At 72.9% G+C, this 19,152-nt stretch carries 14 protein-coding genes and 1 pseudogene; 7 read left to right on the top strand and 8 right to left on the bottom strand.

Annotation, left to right across the window (positions count from 1 at the left end; translation table 11 throughout):
• Positions 1 to 100: 100 nt before the first annotated feature.
• Positions 101 to 3,130: a putative bifunctional diguanylate cyclase/phosphodiesterase gene (locus ACQPZW_RS42070; protein WP_433791614.1), complete on the bottom strand. Its 3,030-nt coding sequence runs from the start codon at positions 3,128 to 3,130 to the stop codon at positions 101 to 103.
• 83 nt (positions 3,131 to 3,213) lie between these two features.
• Here ACQPZW_RS42070 and ACQPZW_RS42065 point away from each other — a divergent pair, with 83 nt between their 5' ends.
• Positions 3,214 to 3,846: a class I SAM-dependent methyltransferase gene (locus ACQPZW_RS42065; RefSeq protein ID WP_433791613.1), complete on the top strand. Its 633-nt coding sequence runs from the start codon at positions 3,214 to 3,216 to the stop codon at positions 3,844 to 3,846.
• Positions 3,847 to 3,960: 114 nt separating this feature from the next.
• Here ACQPZW_RS42065 and ACQPZW_RS42060 read toward each other — a convergent pair whose 3' ends face one another.
• The 5 genes and pseudogenes from ACQPZW_RS42060 to ACQPZW_RS42040 all read right to left on the bottom strand — a co-directional run bounded on the left by ACQPZW_RS42060 (position 3,961) and on the right by ACQPZW_RS42040 (position 8,001).
• Positions 3,961 to 4,692: an HAD family hydrolase gene (locus tag ACQPZW_RS42060; protein ID WP_433797778.1), complete on the bottom strand. Its 732-nt coding sequence runs from the start codon at positions 4,690 to 4,692 to the stop codon at positions 3,961 to 3,963.
• A complete protein-coding gene (locus tag ACQPZW_RS42055) occupies positions 4,692 to 5,444 on the bottom strand; it encodes an ROK family protein (protein WP_433791612.1) in 753 nt (250 codons plus the stop codon). The genes ACQPZW_RS42060 and ACQPZW_RS42055 overlap by 1 nt, the downstream gene beginning before the upstream one ends.
• Before the next feature lie 56 nt (positions 5,445 to 5,500).
• Complete coding sequence (gene bioD, locus ACQPZW_RS42050; RefSeq protein ID WP_433797777.1) at positions 5,501 to 6,208, bottom strand: dethiobiotin synthase; 708 nt, start codon at positions 6,206 to 6,208, stop codon at positions 5,501 to 5,503.
• 80 nt (positions 6,209 to 6,288) lie between these two features.
• Positions 6,289 to 6,828 (bottom strand): hypothetical protein, encoded by a 540-nt coding sequence (locus ACQPZW_RS42045; RefSeq protein WP_433791611.1) that lies wholly within the window; start codon positions 6,826 to 6,828, stop codon positions 6,289 to 6,291.
• 40 nt (positions 6,829 to 6,868) lie between these two features.
• Positions 6,869 to 8,001: pseudogene (locus ACQPZW_RS42040) on the bottom strand (8-amino-7-oxononanoate synthase).
• An 84-nt stretch (positions 8,002 to 8,085) separates the two neighbouring features.
• Between ACQPZW_RS42040 and bioB the strand changes: the two are divergent.
• Positions 8,086 to 9,081, top strand: coding sequence for a biotin synthase BioB (gene bioB, locus ACQPZW_RS42035; RefSeq protein WP_433791610.1), 996 nt, complete (start codon positions 8,086 to 8,088; stop codon positions 9,079 to 9,081).
• A gap of 386 nt (positions 9,082 to 9,467) precedes the next feature.
• Here the strand turns inward: bioB and ACQPZW_RS42030 are convergent, their stop codons facing one another.
• Together ACQPZW_RS42030 and ACQPZW_RS42025 are read right to left on the bottom strand one after the other, a co-directional pair.
• Positions 9,468 to 10,508, bottom strand: coding sequence for a GNAT family N-acetyltransferase (locus ACQPZW_RS42030; protein ID WP_433791609.1), 1,041 nt, complete (start codon positions 10,506 to 10,508; stop codon positions 9,468 to 9,470).
• Between the two features lie 144 nt (positions 10,509 to 10,652).
• On the bottom strand, positions 10,653 to 11,360 hold the full coding sequence (locus ACQPZW_RS42025; protein WP_433797776.1) for an amino acid-binding protein: 708 nt from the start codon (positions 11,358 to 11,360) through the stop codon (positions 10,653 to 10,655).
• 404 nt (positions 11,361 to 11,764) lie between these two features.
• Here ACQPZW_RS42025 and ACQPZW_RS42020 point away from each other — a divergent pair, with 404 nt between their 5' ends.
• The 5 genes from ACQPZW_RS42020 (at position 11,765) to ACQPZW_RS42000 (ending at position 19,034) form a co-directional block, all read left to right on the top strand.
• Positions 11,765 to 12,469, top strand: coding sequence for a pyrimidine reductase family protein (locus ACQPZW_RS42020; protein ID WP_433791608.1), 705 nt, complete (start codon positions 11,765 to 11,767; stop codon positions 12,467 to 12,469).
• A gap of 144 nt (positions 12,470 to 12,613) precedes the next feature.
• A complete protein-coding gene (locus ACQPZW_RS42015; RefSeq protein WP_433791607.1) occupies positions 12,614 to 14,401 on the top strand; it encodes an ATP-binding protein in 1,788 nt (595 codons plus the stop codon).
• 21 nt (positions 14,402 to 14,422) lie between these two features.
• A complete protein-coding gene (locus ACQPZW_RS42010; protein ID WP_433791606.1) occupies positions 14,423 to 15,577 on the top strand; it encodes an exonuclease SbcCD subunit D in 1,155 nt (384 codons plus the stop codon).
• The gene (locus ACQPZW_RS42005; protein ID WP_433791605.1) at positions 15,574 to 18,063 is read left to right on the top strand and encodes an AAA family ATPase; all 2,490 of its coding nucleotides are present in this window, start codon (positions 15,574 to 15,576) and stop codon (positions 18,061 to 18,063) included. Before ACQPZW_RS42010 ends, ACQPZW_RS42005 begins: the two co-directional genes overlap by 4 nt.
• Positions 18,060 to 19,034 (top strand): hypothetical protein, encoded by a 975-nt coding sequence (locus ACQPZW_RS42000; RefSeq protein ID WP_433791604.1) that lies wholly within the window; start codon positions 18,060 to 18,062, stop codon positions 19,032 to 19,034. Before ACQPZW_RS42005 ends, ACQPZW_RS42000 begins: the two co-directional genes overlap by 4 nt.
• Positions 19,035 to 19,152: the final 118 nt, after the last annotated feature.

Genomic DNA, 19,152 nt, shown 5'->3' with positions numbered 1-19,152 from the left:
CCGTGTGAACTCGTCCGGCTCGGACCGCCTGGCCCGTCTGACCCCGCCTGGCCCGTCTGACCCCGCCTGGCCCGTCTGACCCCGCCCGGCCCGGGCGGGGTCAGACGGCCACCGACTGCGGGCTGCGGAGCCAGGCCAGCACCTCGGTCGGGCCCAGCGGGCTGGAGAAGAGGAAACCCTGGCCCAGCGGGCAGCCCAGGCGGACCAGGACGTCGCGGTGGGCGGCATCCTCGATGCCTTCGGCGACGACCGCCAAGCCCAGTGACTGTGCGAGGCTCACGATGCCGCTGACCAGAGCCATCGGCTGCTGACCCAGGACCATGTCGTCGATGAAGGTCTTGTCGATCTTGATGATGTCGATCGGGCGGGACCGCAGGTAGCCGAGGGACGAGTAGCCGGTGCCGAAGTCGTCGATCGCGATCCGGATGCCCATCTCGCGCAGCACACCCAGATCGGTCCAGATCCGTTCGTCGTCCTTGACCAGCAGCGTCTCGGTGATCTCCAGCATCAGCGCTTCCGGCGGCACCCCGGTGTGCGCGAGCGCCGTCCGGACCTGCTCGACGAACCCGCTCTCCCGGAACTGCCGGACCGACACGTTGACGCTCATGTACGGCGCCTGCCCGGCCGGCAGGATGCGCCGCCACTCGGCGACCGTGCGCAGCGCCTCCTCCAGCACCCAGCGGCCCATCGGCAGGATCAGGCCGCTCTCCTCGGCGACCTCGATGAACTGGTCCGGCGTGATGACACCGCGCTTCGGGTGGTGCCACCGGACCAGCGCCTCGAACCCGACGGCCGTGCCCGACGGCAGGTCCACGATCGGCTGGTAGTGCAGCAGGAAGTGGCCCTCGTTGACGGCGTGGTCGAGCGCCGACCGCAGTTCCAGGCGCTCGACCATCTCGTTGTGCAGGTGCGCCTGGTAGCGGCGCCACTGGTTCTTGCCGGCGCCCTTGGCCACGTACAGGGCGAGGTCGGCCTGGCGCAGCAGCTCGTCGGCGTCGCCGCCCTCGGGCGTGGTGGTGATGCCGATGCTGGCCATCGCGTACAGCGGCTTGGCGTCGGTCACGACCGGCTGGGCCAGGGCCGCGAAGATCCGGTTGGCGGTCTCCTCGACGGCGCCGGGGTCGTTGACGTTCTCCACGATGGCGGCGAACTCGTCGCCGCCCAGCCGGGCCGCGGTGTCGTCGGCCCGCAGCGCCCCGGCGATCCGGTGCGCGACCTCGATCAGCAGCTGGTCGCCGATCGCGTGGCCGAGCGTGTCGTTGACCATCTTGAAGTCGTCCAGATCGATGAAGAGCACGCCGATCACCGAGCCGTCGCGGGTGCTGCGGGCCACCGCGTGGGCCAGCCGGTCGTTGAAGAGCACCCGGTTGGCCAGACCGGTCATCGCGTCGTGGAACGCCTGGTGGGTCAGCTCGTTCTGCAGGCGGCGCTGCTCGGTGACGTCGCGCATGGTGATGACCAGGCCGGACACCGTCGGTTCGGCGCGCAGGTCACGGCAGTGCAGCTCCAGGAGCACCTCGGTACGCCGGTTGCCCCGCGCCCGGAAGTCGAGCTGCTGCTCCAGTTGGTGACCCCCGCGGACGGCCGCGAGCACGTCCCCGAGCCGGGCACGCTCGCCGGGGTGGATCACCTCGGGCAGCAGAGCGCCGGTCGGGTCGCTGCCGAACACGCCGACCGCCGACGGGCTGGAGTACTGGATCCGGTCCTCCTCGTCGAGGATCGTGATCACGTCGGCGGTGTTCTGGATCAGCGTCCGGAAGTAGGTCTCACTGTTGCGCCTGGCCACCTCGTGCCCGAGCGCGATCCGCTCCAGCGCCAGCGCCACCTGCGCGGCCAGCACCTCCACCGATCGTTGCAGCTCCAGCAGCGCCCAGGTCGGCGCGCCCACATGCAGGACACCCACCAGCGGGTCGCCGCCCGGACGGTCCTTGAGCACCATCGGGCAGCGCAGCGTCTTGGTGAACTGGGTGAGGCGGACCGCCACCGCCCAGTCCACGTCACGGGTGGTGACCAGGCGGGCGGCGGTGCCGGTGGCCCGGTCCACGGCGGCCTGCGCGGCGGCCTCCGGCGACTGCGGCTCGGTCTGCGCGATCGCGATCGCCAGAACCACCCCGTGCGGCACGTCCCCGGGGATCAACTGGGCGACGGCGGTGCGTACGGCCAGACCCACCGCCTCGCTGTCGGCGGCCGAGACGAGCGCCGCCGAAGCCTCCCGCAGCGCCCGCTCCCGGGACATCGCCTGCCGGTGACTCGCCATGATCCCGGACATCCGGGCCAGGACCAGCGCCATCATCAGCGTGCTGAGCGCCGCCACCACGGTCACGCCGGCGAACTGGCCGTCCCGGAACATCTTCACCAGCAGCACGGTCGGCGCGACCATCGCCGCCAAGCCGAGCAGCGCCAGCCGGGCGTGGCTGGTCTCGGCGGGTGGCGTCTCGGCCGGCCGGGTCAGCTCGGCCATCGACGGGATCAGCGCGGCCAGTCCCGCCGCCGTGTAGAGGGCCAGATGACCGAAACCGGACGCCCGGCCCACGTCGGCCACGAGCAGCGCCACCACCCCGGCGCCGAGCAGGTAGCCGGGCGCGACCAAACGGCCGGGCATGGTCGCCAGCCGCACCAGCAGCCCGAGGCAGAGCAGGTCGGCGACCGGCATGGCGATCTCGGTCCAGCCCGTCGCGGCCGAGCCCTCCAGCCGCGGGCCGACCACGAACGTCCAGATCAGCAGCGCCACGCCGGACGTGACGGTGAGCGCGTCCAGCAGACCGGCCAGGTCCCGGGACGCGCTGGTGCGCCGGTCCACGAAACCGGCCAGGGCCACCGCCAGAGCGGCGTACGCGACCAGCAGCGTCGCGATCCCGGTCGGCTCCAGCCACGGCAGCCATCCGGTGATGAACGAGGGGGCGTACGCGGCCGCGCCACCGGCCGCCGACAGGACGATCGCGCCGGCCAGCACCCACCACGGCTTGACGTCGTCGGGCCGGCTGCGGCGGATGCCCAGCGAGATCGCCACCACGGCGGCGACTCCGCCGACCAGTCGCAAGGGCGCCTGCAGTCCCGGCTGCAGCCCGAAGGCCACGGCGAGCACCACCATCCAGGCGCCGAAGATGGTGGCAGGCCACCGTGTCGGCATCGGTGCTCCCTCCCGACGTACCCCCTTGTCGGACTGATCGGCCCGGTTGACGCACATCTGAGCGGCGACGGCACAATCGCAATGTGCTTCTGGAGTTCGTCCGTGCCCACACCGTGCCGTTGCCGGTCCCGTTCGTGCCCGAGATCTCGCTCTTCCAGGCGGAGGACCCGATCGCCCTGTGGGAGGCGACCGAGTCGGCCGGGGCCCCGCAGCCCCCGCCGTTCTGGGCGTTCGCGTGGGCCGGCGGCCAGGCCCTGGCCCGGCACGTCCTCGACGATCCGGACCTGGTGGCCGGGCGCAGCGTCCTCGACCTGGCGACCGGTTCCGGCCTGGTCGCGGTCGCCGCGGCCCGGGCCGGCGCGACGCCGGTGACGGCCAACGACATCGATCCGCTCTCGCTGGCCGCCGCGCAGGCCAATGCCGAGGTCAACGGGGTACGGGTGACGACCGTCGAGGCGGACCTGCTCGACAATGACGACCGCTACGGCGTCGTGCTCGCCGGTGACGTCTTCTACAGCCGGGAGATGGCCGGCCGGGTGCTGCCGTTCCTGCGCCGGGCGGCCGGCCGTGGCTCGCTGGTGCTGGTCGGCGATCCGGGCCGTGCCTACCTGCCGCAGGGTCTGATCGAGCGGGCGGTCTACGACGTCCCGGTGATCGAGGAGCTGGAGAGCATGCCGATCCGCCGCACCACGGTCTGGCAGGTCACCCCCTCCTGACCGGCGTGCCCCGGTGACGACCACCGGGAAGTGCCGGTGACGGGAATGCATGAGCCGGCGGCGGGCGGGTCTCCGGACGGGCCGCCTGCGCCGTCCGCCGGGAGCCACGGGACCCTATGTCCGCCGTACCGGATAAAGGTCCAGAAGTCCCCAGCCGTCGGCGACGGTGGCGTCCGGCTCGGCCTGGTCGCCGCCGGAGTCCTTCCGGCCGGACGGCATCAGGATGGCCGTGCCGATGTCGGCGCGCCGGGCGCAGGCGATGTCGCGCCGCCGGCTGTCCCCGACGAACCAGCAGGCGCTCGGAGCGATGCCGAGGGCGTCGGTGGCGTTCCAGATCATCTGCGGATTGGGTTTGCGGACGCCGGCCTCGTCGCTGTAGACCTGCACCGCGAAGAGCCGCCCGACGTCGGCGCCGGCCAGGTAGTCGCGGTGTGCCGCCCCGCAGAGGGTGTTGCTGACCACGGCGAGTGGGACGCCGTCGTCGTGGCACGCGGCGAGGAACTCGGGGATGCCCGGTCGCAGGGCCCAGCCCTCGCGCCACGCCCAGTCGTAGCTGAGTCGTGTGACCTGGCCACGGACCCGCGCCTGCGCCAGCGGCGGCCAGTCGTGGATCACGAACCGCTCCCAGACCTCCAGGTGGGACAGCTCGTCCGGGCGGTCCTCGTCGCGCCAGCGGGCGTAGGCGGCGCCGCCGTCGATCAGCGACTGCTGGATCCGGCCGGGGGAGAGCGCGCCCTCGACCAGGTTGTAGAGGCGTAACACCAGGTCGGGACGCTCGGCACGATGCGGCGCGTCGGCGAGCACACCACCGAAGTCGAGCAGGACGGCCGCCGGCCGGATCACCATCAGCGCTGCCCCAGCGTCCACGCGCGGACGCCGCCGACGATGCCCGCCGTGTTGGGCACCACGACCACGTCGTCGCCCATCCGGGCCAGCTGCGCCGGCGTGATCAGCCGCGAGTTGCCGCCACCCAGATAGACCCGGTCCCACAGGAAGACCGGCCGGAACCCCTCCACCACGTTGCGGACCCGGCGCGACCACAGCGCGTCGCCGAGCCGCCGGCGCTCGTGCTCGCCGATGTAGGTGTCATAGGACATGCCCCATTTCACCGGGGCCTGCGACATCTCCAGATGGGGGGCCAGCTCGCCGCCGTCGAAGAGCGCGCAGCCCAGCCCGGTGCCGAGGGTCAGCACCAGCTCGCACCCCGTGCCGGCGACCACCCCGGCGCCGTGCACCTCGGCGTCGTTGAGCACCAGCGTCGGCAGCCCGAAGGCCTCGGCCAGCGCGGTCCGCGCATCGAACCCGTGCCACGCGTCGACGAGCTCCGGGTCGACCCTCGTGCGGGGCCCGGAGCGGGTCACGTAGTGCGGGGTCGCCACCACGACGCCGTGCCGGATCATGCCGGGCATGCCGACCGTCACACGATCCGCGTTCGGCAGCTGCTCGCCGAGCGCCACCAGCGTCTTCACGAACAGGTCGGGTGGCAGAGGGTACGGAGTCGGAACCCGGATCGGCTGCGCCCGCATGGTCCCCGCCTCGTCGAGAACCGAACCTTTTATACCGCCGCCGCCACAGTCGATCGTCAGGGTGAATGCCACCCGGCCAGTGTGCATGCGGATCACCTCCCCGGACAGCAATTGTGGCGGGTGTCCGGTCAGCCCGCCTCCTCCGCCCACACGCGCCAATTGTCCAGGACCCCGTGCAGCGCCGGGGTCAGCCAGCCCGGCGCGGATCGACGGAACACGCCCGGATCCATCGACCCGGCGCCCGCCGGCAAGGCTCCGACCAGGTGCGGGACGAGCTCGCCGAGATTCGCCCAGTGCACCAGCTCCGGCTCCACCGGCCACGCGCCGAGAATGACCTTGGCGTGCACGCCGCGACGGTGCAGCGCCTCCAGGGTGAGGGCGGTGTGATTCAACGTACCCAGACCGGCGCGCGACACCACGATCATCCCGGAGCCGAGCGTGGTCGCCAGATCGGCGAACGTCCACGCCTCCCCGGACGGGCGCACGCCCATCGGCACCAGCAGGCCGCCGGCCCCCTCGACCAGCACCAGATCGTGTTTCGCGGCCTCCGCGCGGATCGCGTCGACCACGTCGAACAGCTCCAGCGCCGGCAGCCCGGCGACCTTGGCGGCGGCGAGCGGGGCGAGCGGCTCCGGGTACTCGGCGAGAGTGCGCACGGTGTCCGGTCCGGCCAGGCGGGCGATCACGTCGGCGTCGGTGGGCGCGCCCGTCGCGATACCGGTCTGACCGGGTTTGATCACGGCGACGCGGAGTCCGGCGGCCTGCGCGGCCGCGGCCATCGCCGCGGTCGCGATCGTCTTGCCGACCTCGGTGTCGGTGCCGGTGACCAGCACGATCCCATGCCATTCATGCGGTTCCGGTTCGCGGTCCGCCTCCGGCCCGGCGGTGGTCTCCTCCGGCGGTACGGACGACGAGGTCACCGAGTCGTCGCAAGAGGCCTCGTCCCCGCCCCGGGAACACCATCCGGTTCCCCGTCGACCCCGTCGCGCGTCGCCGTCTCGTCGTCGCCGTCGTCCGTCTCGTCGCCGGTGTCGGAGTCCGCGGCGTCGCCGGTGTTCGTGCCCACGCTGATGTCGCCGTTCGTGCCCGCCGCGGCGCCGGTGTTCATGCCCGCGCCGGTGTCGCCGTCCGTGCCCACGCTGATGTAGGCGTTCGTGGCTGCACTGACGTCGCCGTCCGTGGCCGCTCTGATGTCGCCGTCCGTGGCTGCGCTGATGTGGGCGTTCGGCTCGGCCTGGGTGTGGGCGTTCGGCTCGGCCTGGGTGTGGGCGTTCGGCTCGGCCGGGGTGTCGGGTCGGGATGCGGCCGGGGCCTGTCGTGGCTCCAGCCGGTGCCCGCCGCCGTGCGCCTGCAACGGGTCCGGGACGGTGGTGAACGCCCGGTCCGGCGACGGTGGGGCGAGGGGTAACCCGTGGCCCCCGCCGCCACGCTCGGGACGGGGCGGCGGCGGAACCACCGAGAGATGGGCCCGACGGGTCGCTTGCGGGGGTCGGCGGTCATGGTGCGCACTCCAGGATCACGGTCAGGGCTCGGGCGAAAGCCTCCTCGGGGACACCCGCGTTCACGGTCAGTCGCAGTCGCGAGCTGCCGTCCGGTGTCGACGGTGGGCGGAAGCAGCCGACCGCCACCCCACGGTCACGGCAGTCGGCGGCCCAGGCCACGGCCGCCTCCGGGCCGGGCGCCGGAACCGACAGCACACCGGCCGCCGGGTCGCGGGTGGGCCGGCCGGCGGACCGCAGCGTGGCCGCGAGATGCGCGCCCCGGCGGAACAGCACGGCACGACGGTCGTCGGCGGCGCGGGCCACGTCGACGGCGGCGAGCACACCGGCGGCCACGGCCGGTGGCGGGGCGGTGTCGTAGATGAAGCTGCGCCCGGTGTCGACCAGGTGCCGGACCAGCGGGCCCGGCCCGGCGACCACGCCACCGGCGCCGCCGAGCGATTTGGACAGTGTGGCGGTGACGATCACGTCGGGCGCGCCGGTCAGCCCGGCGGCCGCGACCCCGCCCGACCCGGACTCGCCGAGCAGGCCCAGCGCGTGCGCGTCGTCGACCACCAGCAGCGCGCCGCGGGCCGACGTGACCGCGTGCAGGGCGGCGAGCGGGGCGAGGTCGCCGTCGACCGAGAACACCGACTCGGTGACCACCGCGGCCCGGCCCGGATGCGCGTCGAGCAGGGCGGCGACGGCGGCCGGGTCGTTGTGCGGGGCGACCTTGACCGGCAGGCCGGAGATCTTGCAGCCGTCGATCAGGGAGGCGTGGTTGTACGCGTCGGAGACGACCAGGTCACACACCGCGGACAGGGCCCGGACCACGGCCAGGTTGGCCAGGTAGCCGGAGGAGAAGACCAGCGCCGACTCGCAGCCGATCCAGTCGGCCAGCGCCTCCTCGAGGGCGGCGTGCAGGTCGGTCGTGCCGCGCACCAGGCGGGACCCGGTGGCGCCCAGACCGTACGCCTCGAGGGCCTGCCGCGCGGCGCCGACCACCCGGGGTGATCGGAGAGGCCGAGGTAGTCGTTGCCCGCGAGATCGATGACGGTGTCGCCGGCCGCTCGCGGCCGCAGTTGACGGGTGAGTCCCGCCTTGGCCCGCTCGTGGGCCAGACGATCGAGCGTCTCCAACCAGTCCGCCAAGACACCCCCATTGATCACCAGACTGGCAAACTATCACCCAGCTCCGACAGTCCTACCGGACTGGGAACTCTGTAGGGTACGGGCATGCCAGAGATCCTCGACCACGCCCGTACCCGGGTGCTCGACGACGGCGCCGGCCTCGACGAGGCGGGCATCCTGGAGGTTCTTCGTCTACCCGACGAGGACCTGCCGGAGCTCCTTCAACTCGCCCACGACGTCCGCATGAAATGGTGCGGTCCGGAGGTCGAGGTCGAGGGCATCGTCTCGCTGAAGACCGGTGGCTGTCCCGAGGACTGCCATTTCTGCTCGCAGTCGGGCCTGTTCGCGTCGCCCGTCCGGGCCGTGTGGCTCGACATTCCCTCCCTCGTGGAGGCGGCGAAGCAGACCGCGGCCACCGGGGCGACCGAGTTCTGCATCGTGGCCGCCGTCCGCGGGCCGGACAAGCGCCTGATGGACCAGATGCGCGCCGGCGTCCAGGCGATCAAGGAGGCGGTCGACATCCAGGTCGCCGCCAGCCTCGGCATGCTCACCCAGGAGCAGGTCGACGAGCTCGCCGAGATGGGCGTCCATCGGTACAACCACAACCTGGAGACCTGCCGCTCCTACTTCCCCAACGTGGTGACCACCCATTCGTGGGAAGAGCGCTGGAGCACGCTGACCATGGTCCGCGAGTCCGGCATGGAGGTGTGCTGCGGCGGCATCCTCGGCATGGGCGAGACCCTGGAGCAGCGGGCCGAGTTCGCCGCCCAGCTGGCCGAGCTCGACCCGCACGAGGTTCCCCTGAACTTCCTGTCGCCCCGGCCCGGCACCCCGTTCGGGGACCGTCCGGTGGTGGAGGGCCGTGACGCGCTGCGGGCGATCGCCGCGTTCCGGCTGGCCATGCCGCGGACCATCCTGCGCTATGCGGGCGGCCGCGAGATCACGCTGGGCGATCTCGGCACCCGGGACGGTCTGCTCGGCGGCATCAACGCGATGATCGTCGGCAACTACCTGACCACTCTGGGCCGCTCGGCGACCGCCGACCTGGAGCTGCTGAAAGACCTGAAGATGCCGGTCAAGTCCCTGTCGGCGACGTTCTGATGTATTGCGATCGCTGCGGTGAGCCCGGCTCGCATCCGGAGTGCGCGACCGCGCGCGAGCTGGAGCCGCCGAGGTATTGCTCGGACTGCCGCCGCCGGATGAAGGTGCAGGTCGTGCCGACCGGGTGGACCGCCACCTGCGTCGAGCACGGCGAACGCCGAGGCTGAGCCCGCGGGCGATCATGGCTGACCCTCGGGTGGCGGCAGGCTCGGCCCGCCGCCACCCCTCTCACCCGGCCACCCGCAGGCGGCGGGAGCCCTGATCGCCCGGCTACCTGCAGGCGGCGGGATCTGATCACCCGATCACGGCGAAAGCCGGATCATCCGGTCATGGTGGGAGTTTGATCACCCGATCACGGCGGGTTGCCGGTCAGCCGGCGTTTGCCGTCACGCCGAGGCGGCGGGGGTCTCGTTGCTCACGCGCGGACCGGCCGTCCGCAGGGTGACCGTCACCATGGCGCCGTCGCGCTCGATCGGCCCCGCGCCGACCCGGCGCAGGGTGCGCAGCATCGCCGCGTTGCCCGCGCCGACATGCGCCACCACGGCCGCGACCCCGATCTTCGCGGCGTGGGCCCGGAGCCTGCGCAGCAGCGCCGTGCCGAGGCCGCGCCGCTGCCAGTCGTCGGCCACCAGCACCCGGACCTCGCCGAGGTCGCCCTCGGCCAACAGGGTCGCCACCGCCACCACGGCACCGCCCGGGGCGACCGCGAGCAGGGTCAGCCCGCCGGCCGGCTCCAGCAGCCGCCGTAGCCGGGTGTCGGTGGGCACCCCGGCCGGGTAGCGCTGGCGCAGCGTCGCGGGGGAGCACTCGTCGTGAAACTCGCCGACAGCCGCCACATCGTCCGGGCCGGCGGCGCGCAGCACCATCTCGGCACCGTCCGGCAGCAGCAGCGACACCTGGTCGCGGTGCCGCCGGTGGATCGCGGTGGCGACCTCGACCAGCGCCTGTGCCCTGGCGAACTCGGCCGGGGTGAACGCGGGCAGCGCCCGGAGCACCTCGAGGGAGCCGCCGGCGGGGTCGGTCAGGGTCATCCGGCCACCGTGGAAGCCGGGCGTCTCGCCGCCCTGCGGGCGCCAGCGCACCTCGGTCGCGTCGAGCAGGGTGACCAGGGCCTCGCCGAGGGAATCGGGCTCGTGGACCAGCCGGCCGGCCAGCGCCAGCGCCCGGGTCGGCTGATCGGCCAGTCCCTGCGCCTCGGCCCGGGCCACGAACGCGTCCCGCCCGCGGCCCTTGGCCACCGCGGCCAGCAGGTCGGCCTCGGCCAGTTGGTCCGGAGCGTCCACGAGGAAGTCGTCGACCGCACCGTCCTCGGTGGTGTGCACCTGCACGGCGAGGATGTTCACCGACCGCAGGGCCAGGCTCGCCGTCAGCACCGAGAGATAGCCGGGGCGGTCGTCGACCGTGGCCCGGACACGCCACAACGCCATCTGGGGCACTCCTCTCCTCCAGAGGCCGGGAGCGGAGACCCGACCGGTGGCCGGGAGCCGGAAACCCGACTGCCGACTACGTCAAGAGTGCACCCCCGTTGTTGCGTGGGTATTGCCTGAGCTGCGAAAACCGGGTTATGACGATCACACCGGATGGGTGGCCGGCGTGCCCACCGAGTCGAGCCGGCTGCCGAGGATGACGGCGGCGGCCCGGACCAGCTGGGCCACCCGGTCCACCTCGGTGATGTGGAAGGCGGCGGCCGGCAGATCGTCCTCGTCGGTACGGGCGACGACCAGCACCAGCCCGCCCCGGCCGAACGGCGCCACCGCGAGGCGCGCGCCACCGGGCTCGGTCATCGGGCGGGCCCGCAGCGGGGTCACCTCGGGCAGGCGCAGCGGGGCCGGCGCGCGCCAGCTCGCGTACGCCACGGCCGGCTCGCCGCCCCCGCCGGCGCCGCTGCGCGCGGCCCAGTCGGCCGGAACGACGGCGGCCGCGGCCCAGTCGGCGGCCAGCAGTCCCGGAACGGCGTCGACCAGCGTGGCCAGGCCGTCCACCGGGTTCGCCGCGACCTGGGCGAGCAACTCGGCGTCGTGGCCGCCGTTGACCGGTGCTCCTATCGCCTTCCACACGCCGTCCACCTGCACGCCCGGGATGGCGGCCAGGCCGGCGAGAAGACGCTCGACACGGGTCGCGCCCGGCCAGACGACGGTGAAGTCGTCGACGGCGCGGCCGCCGAGCCGTTCCAGCACCACCACCTGGACGATGTCGGCGCCGGCCACACCGAGGGTGCGCGCGACCTGGCCGAGAGCGCCGGGACGGTCCGGCAGGGTGACTCGTACCCGCAGCAACATGTGATTCCTCCCGTCGCGACGGCCGGTGGCGCCGTCCCCGTTGAACACCCTGCCCACCTGGCGTTTCCGACCCGTTGCGCGGCCGTGTCCCGGCCGTCAAGCCCGCGTCATATGCCCGGAATCACAACTCAGAGTAAGAGTCCGCGCCGGTACGGGCGGTTCGCCGGTCGTGTGTCGGACAGCGACTTCCTCCCGAAGAGTGGATCACTGTTCCGATATGCGGGAAAGCACCCGTGGCGTGAGTGGTGCCGGCCACTCGGGGAACGGGCCGGGGGCTAACGTCGGGACATGATCTGCAAGGACTGCCGGGAGCGGCGGCACGAGGACTGCCGCGGCGCGTCCTGGTGCGACTGCCAGCACCGCAAGCCCGAGCCGACCCCGCCGGTCACCGGCCCTCCCGGCCCGTGACCTTCACCCGGGACGAGCTGCTCGCCCACTATCCACGCGACGGCCATCCGGTCCTGCGGGCGAACTTCATCGCCAGCGCCGACGGGGCGGTGTCGGTCGACGGTCTCTCCGCAGGCCTCCAGGGGCCCGGTGACAAGGAGATCTTCGACCATCTGCGTACGATCTGCGACGCCCTGATCGTGGCGGCCGGCACAGTCCGCGCCGAGCGGTACGACGCGCTCCGCCTCACCGAGCCCGCCCGGGCCTGGCGGCTGTCCGCCGGACTGCCCGAATTCCCGCTCATGGTGATCGTCTCCGGCTCGCTCGACCTCGACCCGGAGCAGCTGGTCTTCTCGGACGCGCCGATCCGGCCGATCGTGCTGACCCATCACGCGGCGCCGGCGGACGCGCCGGTCCGCGACGTGGCCGAGGTGATCCCGGTCGGCGACGACGAGGTCGACCTGGCCGCCGGGGTCCGGCTGCTGAACGAGCGGGGCGCCACTCAGCTGCTCTGTGAGGGTGGTCCCGGCCTGTTCGGCGCGCTGATCGCCGCCGATCTGGTCGACGAGCTCTGCCTCACGGTCGCCCCGCTGCTGGCCGGCGGCACGGCGGGCCGCATCGCGCACGGCGTGCCCACCCCGCCCCGGCGGTTGTCGCTGCGGCACTCGCTCAGCCACCAGGACATGCTTTTCTTGCGGTACGCCCGGAACGTCCAGAATTGAGGCGCGCACCGATACCGGCTGATCGGTGCACATCAGGGCGCGCCTCCGTAATCAGGGCAAGATCTTGTGCATAACTCTGTGGATGGACACCAGAAGTTGTGGACAACGAGGGGCGCGGGCATTTTGTCGTACCTCTGAGGCACCATGATCCCCGTGTCTGACGAAGCTGGGGCCGCCCGCGGCGGAAAACTGAATGACAAATCGGGCGACGACCCCGTCGGGCGGGTGCTCGGGACAGCGGACGCGACACCGCTGCAGTTCTGGACGGCCGTGACCCCGGGCAGCTACCTCCAGCTCGACGACGTCGTGGTGACCCGGCGCGACCTGCCCGACCGCGAGCCGGTGACGATCGCCGGCGTGGTCACCCAGGTGCGTGCGAGGCACGAGGGCGCCCAGTTCGACTCGGACGTGTTCGCCATCGCCGACGGCACGCTGCCCGCGATGGTGCAGGAGGCGGCCGAGATCACCACCACCCGCGTCGACCCGGAGCTCTACGTGCCACCGGCTCCCGGCGCGGTCGTGCACCGGGCGTCCGGTGAGGCCCGTGACGCGGCGCTGCACTTCGACCGGATGGAGCGGAGGGTCCCGATGGGCACCGGCCGGGACGGGGTGCCGGTCTTCCTCAACGCCGACTTCCTCGACGGCACCCGCGGCGCGCACGTGTCGATCTCCGGCATCTCCGGCGTGGCGACCAAGACCAGTTTCGCGACGTTCCTGCTCTACTCGGTGTTCCGGTCGGGGCAGTTGGGCGCCGACGGCACCAACGCCCGCGCGCTGATCTTCAACGTCAAGGGCGAGGACCTGCTCTTCCTCGACCACCCCAACATCAAGCTCGACGACCGGACCCGCGAGGCGTATGCGTTGCTCGGCCTGCCCGCCGCGCCCTTCCCGGACGTGCGGGTCTACGCGCCGCCGCGGGCCGGTGACTCGTCCGGCGCGCCCGACGTGGCCAGCCGGCTCACCGGCGTCGACGCCTTCTACTGGACCCTCGCCGAGTTCTGCGAGCAGAAACTGCTGCCGTATGTGTTCGCCGACGCCGACGACGAGCGCCAGCAGTACACGATGGTGGTCCACTCGGTGACCGCCCACCTCAACCGCTACGCGGTCCCCGCCGAGGGTGGCATCAGCATCGACGGCAAGCGGATCGGCTCGTACCAGGATCTGGTCGATCACGTGGTCGAGCAGCTCACCGACGACGAGACCCGGTCCACGTGGGCGGGCAGCGCGGTCAACATGGGCACGGTCAACGCGTTCGCCCGCCGGATGATCGGCAGCAAGCGCGACCTGTCCCGGCTGATCCGCGGCGATCTGGCCCAGCGCCGCCCGCACAAGATCAAGACCGCGGACAGCGCCCAGGTGACTGTGGTCGACCTGCACAACCTGCCGGACCGGGCACAGCGGTTCGTGGTCGGTGTGACGCTGAAGACCGAGTTCGAGGAGAAGGAGAAGTCGGGCACCGGCCGGCCGCTGCTCTTCGTGGTCCTCGACGAGCTCAACAAGTACGCGCCCCGCGAGGGCTCCTCCCCGATCAAGGAGGTGCTGCTCGACATCGCCGAGCGCGGCCGTTCACTCGGCGTGATCCTGATCGGCGCCCAGCAGACCGCCAGCGAGGTCGAGCGCCGCATCGTGACCAACTCGGCGATCCGTGTGGTCGGCCGCCTCGACCCGGCCGAGGCGTCGAGGCCGGAGTACGGCTTCCTCCCGCCCGCGATGCGTCAGCGGGCCCTGCTCGCCCGCCCGGGGACGATGTTCGTGAACCAGCCGGACATCCCGGTCCCGCTCTGCGTCGAGTTCCCGTTCCCGGCCTGGGCGACCCGCAAGTCGGAGTCCGGCCCGCCGCCGGCCGAGACGCTCCGCTCGATCGTCCAGGGCGCCGATCCCTTCGCGGTGATAGGCGGGCGACCAGGGGGCGACGACGACATTCCCTTCTGACGAGCGGACTAGGGTTCAGCGATGCGCATCCTGCACACCTCCGACTGGCACGTCGGCAAGGTTCTCAAGGGCCGCAACCGCAACGAGGAGCACATCAAGGTCCTCGCCCAGGTTGTCGAGATCGCCCGGGCCGAGCGGCCCGACCTGGTGATCGTGGCCGGTGACCTCTACGACACCGCCGCGCCGACGGCCGAGGCGACCCGGCTGGTGACCCGGGCGCTGTCGGCCTTGCGCAAGACCGGCGCGCGGGTGGTGGCGATCGGCGGCAACCACGACAACGGGGCCGCCCTCGACGCGTTGCGCCCGTGGGCCGACGCCGCCGGGATCGAGCTGCGCGGGTCGTACCCCAAGGGTGATCTGAATGATCTTCTGATCGAGGGGACCACCGAGAGCGGAGAGCGGTGGCGGCTCGTCGCGCTGCCGTTCCTCTCCCAGCGGTATGCGGTCCGGGCCGCCGAGATGTATGAGCTGACCGCCGCCGAGGCCAACCAGACCTACGCCGACCTGGTCGCCCGCCTGATCGCCAAGCTCAGCGAGCCGTTCGCCGAGCCCGGCGTGGTCAACCTGCTCACCGCCCACCTGACGATCGTCGGCGCGAGCACCGGCGGCGGCGAGCGGGAGGCGCACACGATCATGGGCTACGCCGTGCCGGCCACGGTGTTCCCGCCGAACGCGCACTACGTCGCCCTGGGCCACCTGCACCGGAACCAGACGGTGATCTCGCCGTGCCCCACCCGGTACAGCGGCAGTCCGCTCGCCGTCGACTTCGGCGAGGAGGAGAACGTCTGTTCCGTCGCGATCGTCGACGTCTCGACCGACAAGGCGGCTCATGTCCGTGATGTGCCGGTGACCTCGGCGATCACCCTGCGGACCGTGCGGGGCACGCTGGAGCAGCTCGCCACGGTGAACCTTCCGGACGCCTGGCTGCGTGTCCTGGTGCGGGAGGCGCCCCGGCCCGGCCTCCGCGAGGACGTGCAGGAGCTCCTGCCGAACGCTCTGGAGGTGCGTATCGACCCGGACATGCTGCCGAGCCGCGACGGGGCACGCAGCGCCGAGCGGGCCGGCCGGTCCCCGCGTGAGCTCTTCGGCGACTACCTGGACAGTCGCGGCAACGCCGAGGAGGGCGTCCGCGATCTCTTCGACGCGTTGTACGACGAGGTGAGCAGCAACAAATGAGGCCACTGAGGCTCGACATGGCCGGGTTCACGGTCTTCCGGGACCCGACGACCGTGGACTTCACCGACGCCGACTACTTCGCCCTGGTCGGCCCGACCGGCTCGGGCAAATCGACCGTGCTGGACGCGATCTGTTTCGCCCTCTACGGCACCGTCCCCCGGTGGGGCGGGACGCGGGGGATCGGCAACGCCCTCGCGCCGTCGGCCACCGAGGCCCGGGTCCGCCTGGTCTTCGAGTCGGCCGGCGACCGGTTCGTGGCGACCCGGGTGGTCCGCCGGGACGGCCGGGGCAACGTGAAGACCGCGGGAGCCGGGCTGCAGCTGATGCCGCCCGGCTTCGACGTCACCAAGCTCGACACCGGCATGGACCTGGAGGATCTGGGCGAGGTCCTGGCCGGCACCCCGGCCGAGATGGACGCCGCCGTGCTCGACGCGGTCGGCCTGCCCTACGAGCAGTTCACCAGCTGTGTGGTGCTGCCGCAGGGCCAGTTCGCCGACTTCCTGCACGCGAAACCGGCGACCCGGCAGCAGATCCTGGTCAACCTGCTGGGCCTGCACGTCTACGAGGAGGTGCAGGTCAAGGCGGCCGAGCGGGGCAAGAGCGCGGAGGCCAAGCTGACCGTCGTCGAGCAGCAGCTCGGCGCTCTGGAGGACGCCACCGACGAGGCGGTCGAGCGGGCAGCCGCCGAGCTGGAGCGGATGCGGGAGCTCACCGCCGCGGTGGAGGCCGCGGTGCCGGGGCTGCGTGCCGCCCGGGAGGCCGAGGTGGCCGCGTCCGAGGCACGGGACGCGCTGGACGCCGAGCTGGCGGCGCTCGGCTCCGTGCGTACGCCCGCGGGTCTGGAAGAGGCGGCCGGCGCGGTCGCCGCGGCGAGGGAATCGGCCGACCGGGCCGCCGCCGAGGTGCAGGCGGCCGAGGAGGCCGAGGAGAAGGTTCGCGGTGAGCTGGCCTCGGCGGGTGATCCCGGGCAGCTCCGGGTGGCGCTGGACCGGCACACCGAGCTGGCCCGCCTGATCGAGCAGGAGGAGTGGTTCGCCGGCAAGGTGTCGGTGGCCGACGTCGAGCACCGCGACACCCAGGCCGCCGCCGAGCTGGCGCACGCCCAGCACCTCGGCGCCCAGCAGTTGCTGGAGCAGGCCCGGCAGGACTACCGGGACGCCCAGCAGCGTGACCGGGCGACGGCGCTGCGCGGTCACCTGAAGGCCGGGGACGCGTGCCCGGTCTGCGAGCAGACCGTGAGCGTGGTGCCGGAGGTGCCGCGGGAGTCCGCCGTCCGGCTGGCCGAGCAGGCCGGCAACGTGGCCCGTGTGGAGGCCGAGTCGGCGCAGGCCCGCTGGCGCGAGCGGGACGCGGTCGCCCGTAACGCGGCGTTCGACCTGGAGCGCAAGCGCGGGCAGCACGAGCATCACCTGACCCGGCTGGCCGAGGTCCGCAAGGCCGTCGAGGCGTCACCCGGGCTGGAGTCGCTCCAGCAGCGGCTGGCCGAGCTCGGCGCGCTCCAGCGCGGCCTGGAGGCCGCCGGCACGGCGGTGCGCGTGGCCCGTGAGGCGCTGCGCACCGCCCAGTCGGTGGTCCGGTCGGCCGAGGAGCGGCAGCGGACCGCCTGGCGCACCTTCGACGCGGTCCGGGACAGCCTGGCCCGGTACGGCCCGCCGCCGGCCGACCGCGAAGACCTGGCCGGCGCCTGGCGCACGCTGGTCGACTGGGCGGCCGGCGAGCACGGCCGGCGCCTGGCCGCGCGGGACGAGGCGGCGAGCCGGGTGGCCGCCGCGCACCAGGAGACGGTCCGTGCCCGGGCCGACATCGTCGACCTGTTCACCGCGGCCGGCGTACCGGGCCCGGCGTCCCCGGACGAGGCCGGGCTGATCCGGGCCGCCGCGGTGACCGCCGAGCGGGCCGGTGCGGCGTGGCAGCGCCTGACCGAGCGGCGGGAGCAGGCCCGGGCCGCGCTGGAGCAGCGTGACGCGCTGCTGCGGGAGAGCCGGGTGGCGAAGTCGCTGGCCGGGCACCTGCGGGCCAACAACTTCGAGCGCTGGCTGCTGGAGGAGGCGCTCGACCTGCTGGTCGACGGCGCGTCCCGGATCCTGCGGGAGCTGACCGGCGGACAGTACGAACTGATGCACGAGAAGGGCGAGTTCTTCGTCGTGGACCACCACGACGCGGGGCTGCGGCGTGGCGTGCGGACGCTGTCCGGCGGCGAGACGTTCCAGGCGTCGCTGGCGCTGGCACTGGCCCTCTCGGAGCAGCTCGCCGGGATGAGCACCACGGCGGCGAGCCTGGAGTCGATCGTGCTGGACGAGGGCTTCGGCACCCTGGACGCGGCCACCCTCGACGTGGTCGCGGCGACCCTGGAGAACCTGGCGGCCCGCGGCGACCGGATGGTCGGGCTGGTCACCCACGTGCACGCGCTGGCCGAGCGGGTGCCGGTCCGGTTCGAGGTGCACAAGGACGCGCGTACCGCCCACGTGGAGAGGGTCGGCCTGTGACCAGGATGTTCGTCGACGCGTGGGACCCGTCCTACGGCTCCTCGTTCGAGGGCGACGGCGGCGGTGGGGACGGGCCCGGCTCGTCCAGCAGCGCCCAGGTCGACGTGGACGTGGAGGTGCCGGCTGCCGAGTGGGCGCCGATCGACGTGTCCCGTACGGCGACCGTCCCGGACGTGGTGTTCCTGGTCGACGGGGTGCGGCGCAACGACGCCGGGCTGTGGACGGCAGAGGAGGACGGCACCTCCTATGCGGGGCTGGCCGCCTCGTACGCCGCCGGGGTGGTCCGTTGCGACCTGGCCCGGGGCGCCGCCGAGCTGGTCGGCGCCAGGGTGGCCCGGGGCCTGTTCACGGCCAGCCCGTCGGCGACCGACGTGCAGGCCGGTTCGGTGCGCTACGAGGTGCACCGGGTGGGCGGCAACGGCGAGGCGAGCAAGCTGCCGGCGGCCGTTCAGGGCCCGCTGACCGCGCTGGAGATCGAGATCTCGGCGGCGGCCCGGGACGGCGGCTCGGACGGGGCCGATCTGCTGGTGGTGGACGGGCCGTTGCGTAACCGGCGTCAGCTGCCCCGCACTATCGGCTACGTGAAGACCCAGCAGAAGCACTACCTGCCGGCCGCGCAGGAGGCGATCGTGCCCCGGTTGCGGCCGAGCCAGCGGACGCCGGTCTTCCATCTGGGCTCGGTGTGGGGCGGCTGGTCGTGGTATTTGAGGCTCCCCGGCGCGTCGGGTGCTCCGTGGTCGGGCATCGTGCGGGTGGAGTGCTCGCCGGAGTTGACCGCGGAGCAGGCGATCGAGCTGGCTGACGTGTCGGTGGCGACGCTGCCGCGGTTCGCCTCGTCGGCCTACAAGGATCCGCGGGCCCCGCAGAACCTGGTGCCGATCGCGGGCCTGGAGCGGCGCCTGCGCGGGATGCTGGGCGACGCCCGGGTCCTGCACCGGGCGTTGGCGTTGGCGACCAGTCACACCCGCTGAGGCCGCCCCGACTGTGCTCGTGCACACATCCTTCCCGCCAGGTGGGCCGGGGCGATCTCAGAACCGCTCGCCCCGTCCCGCCGGCTGGGATGTCGATCCGCATCCCGGAATGCCGTCC

The sequence above is a fragment of the Actinoplanes sp. CA-252034 genome, assembly GCF_050956125.1.
Lineage (GTDB): Bacteria > Actinomycetota > Actinomycetes > Mycobacteriales > Micromonosporaceae > Actinoplanes.
Note: the sequence above shows the minus strand (reverse complement) of the source record. Positions and strands in the feature narration are given on the sequence as shown.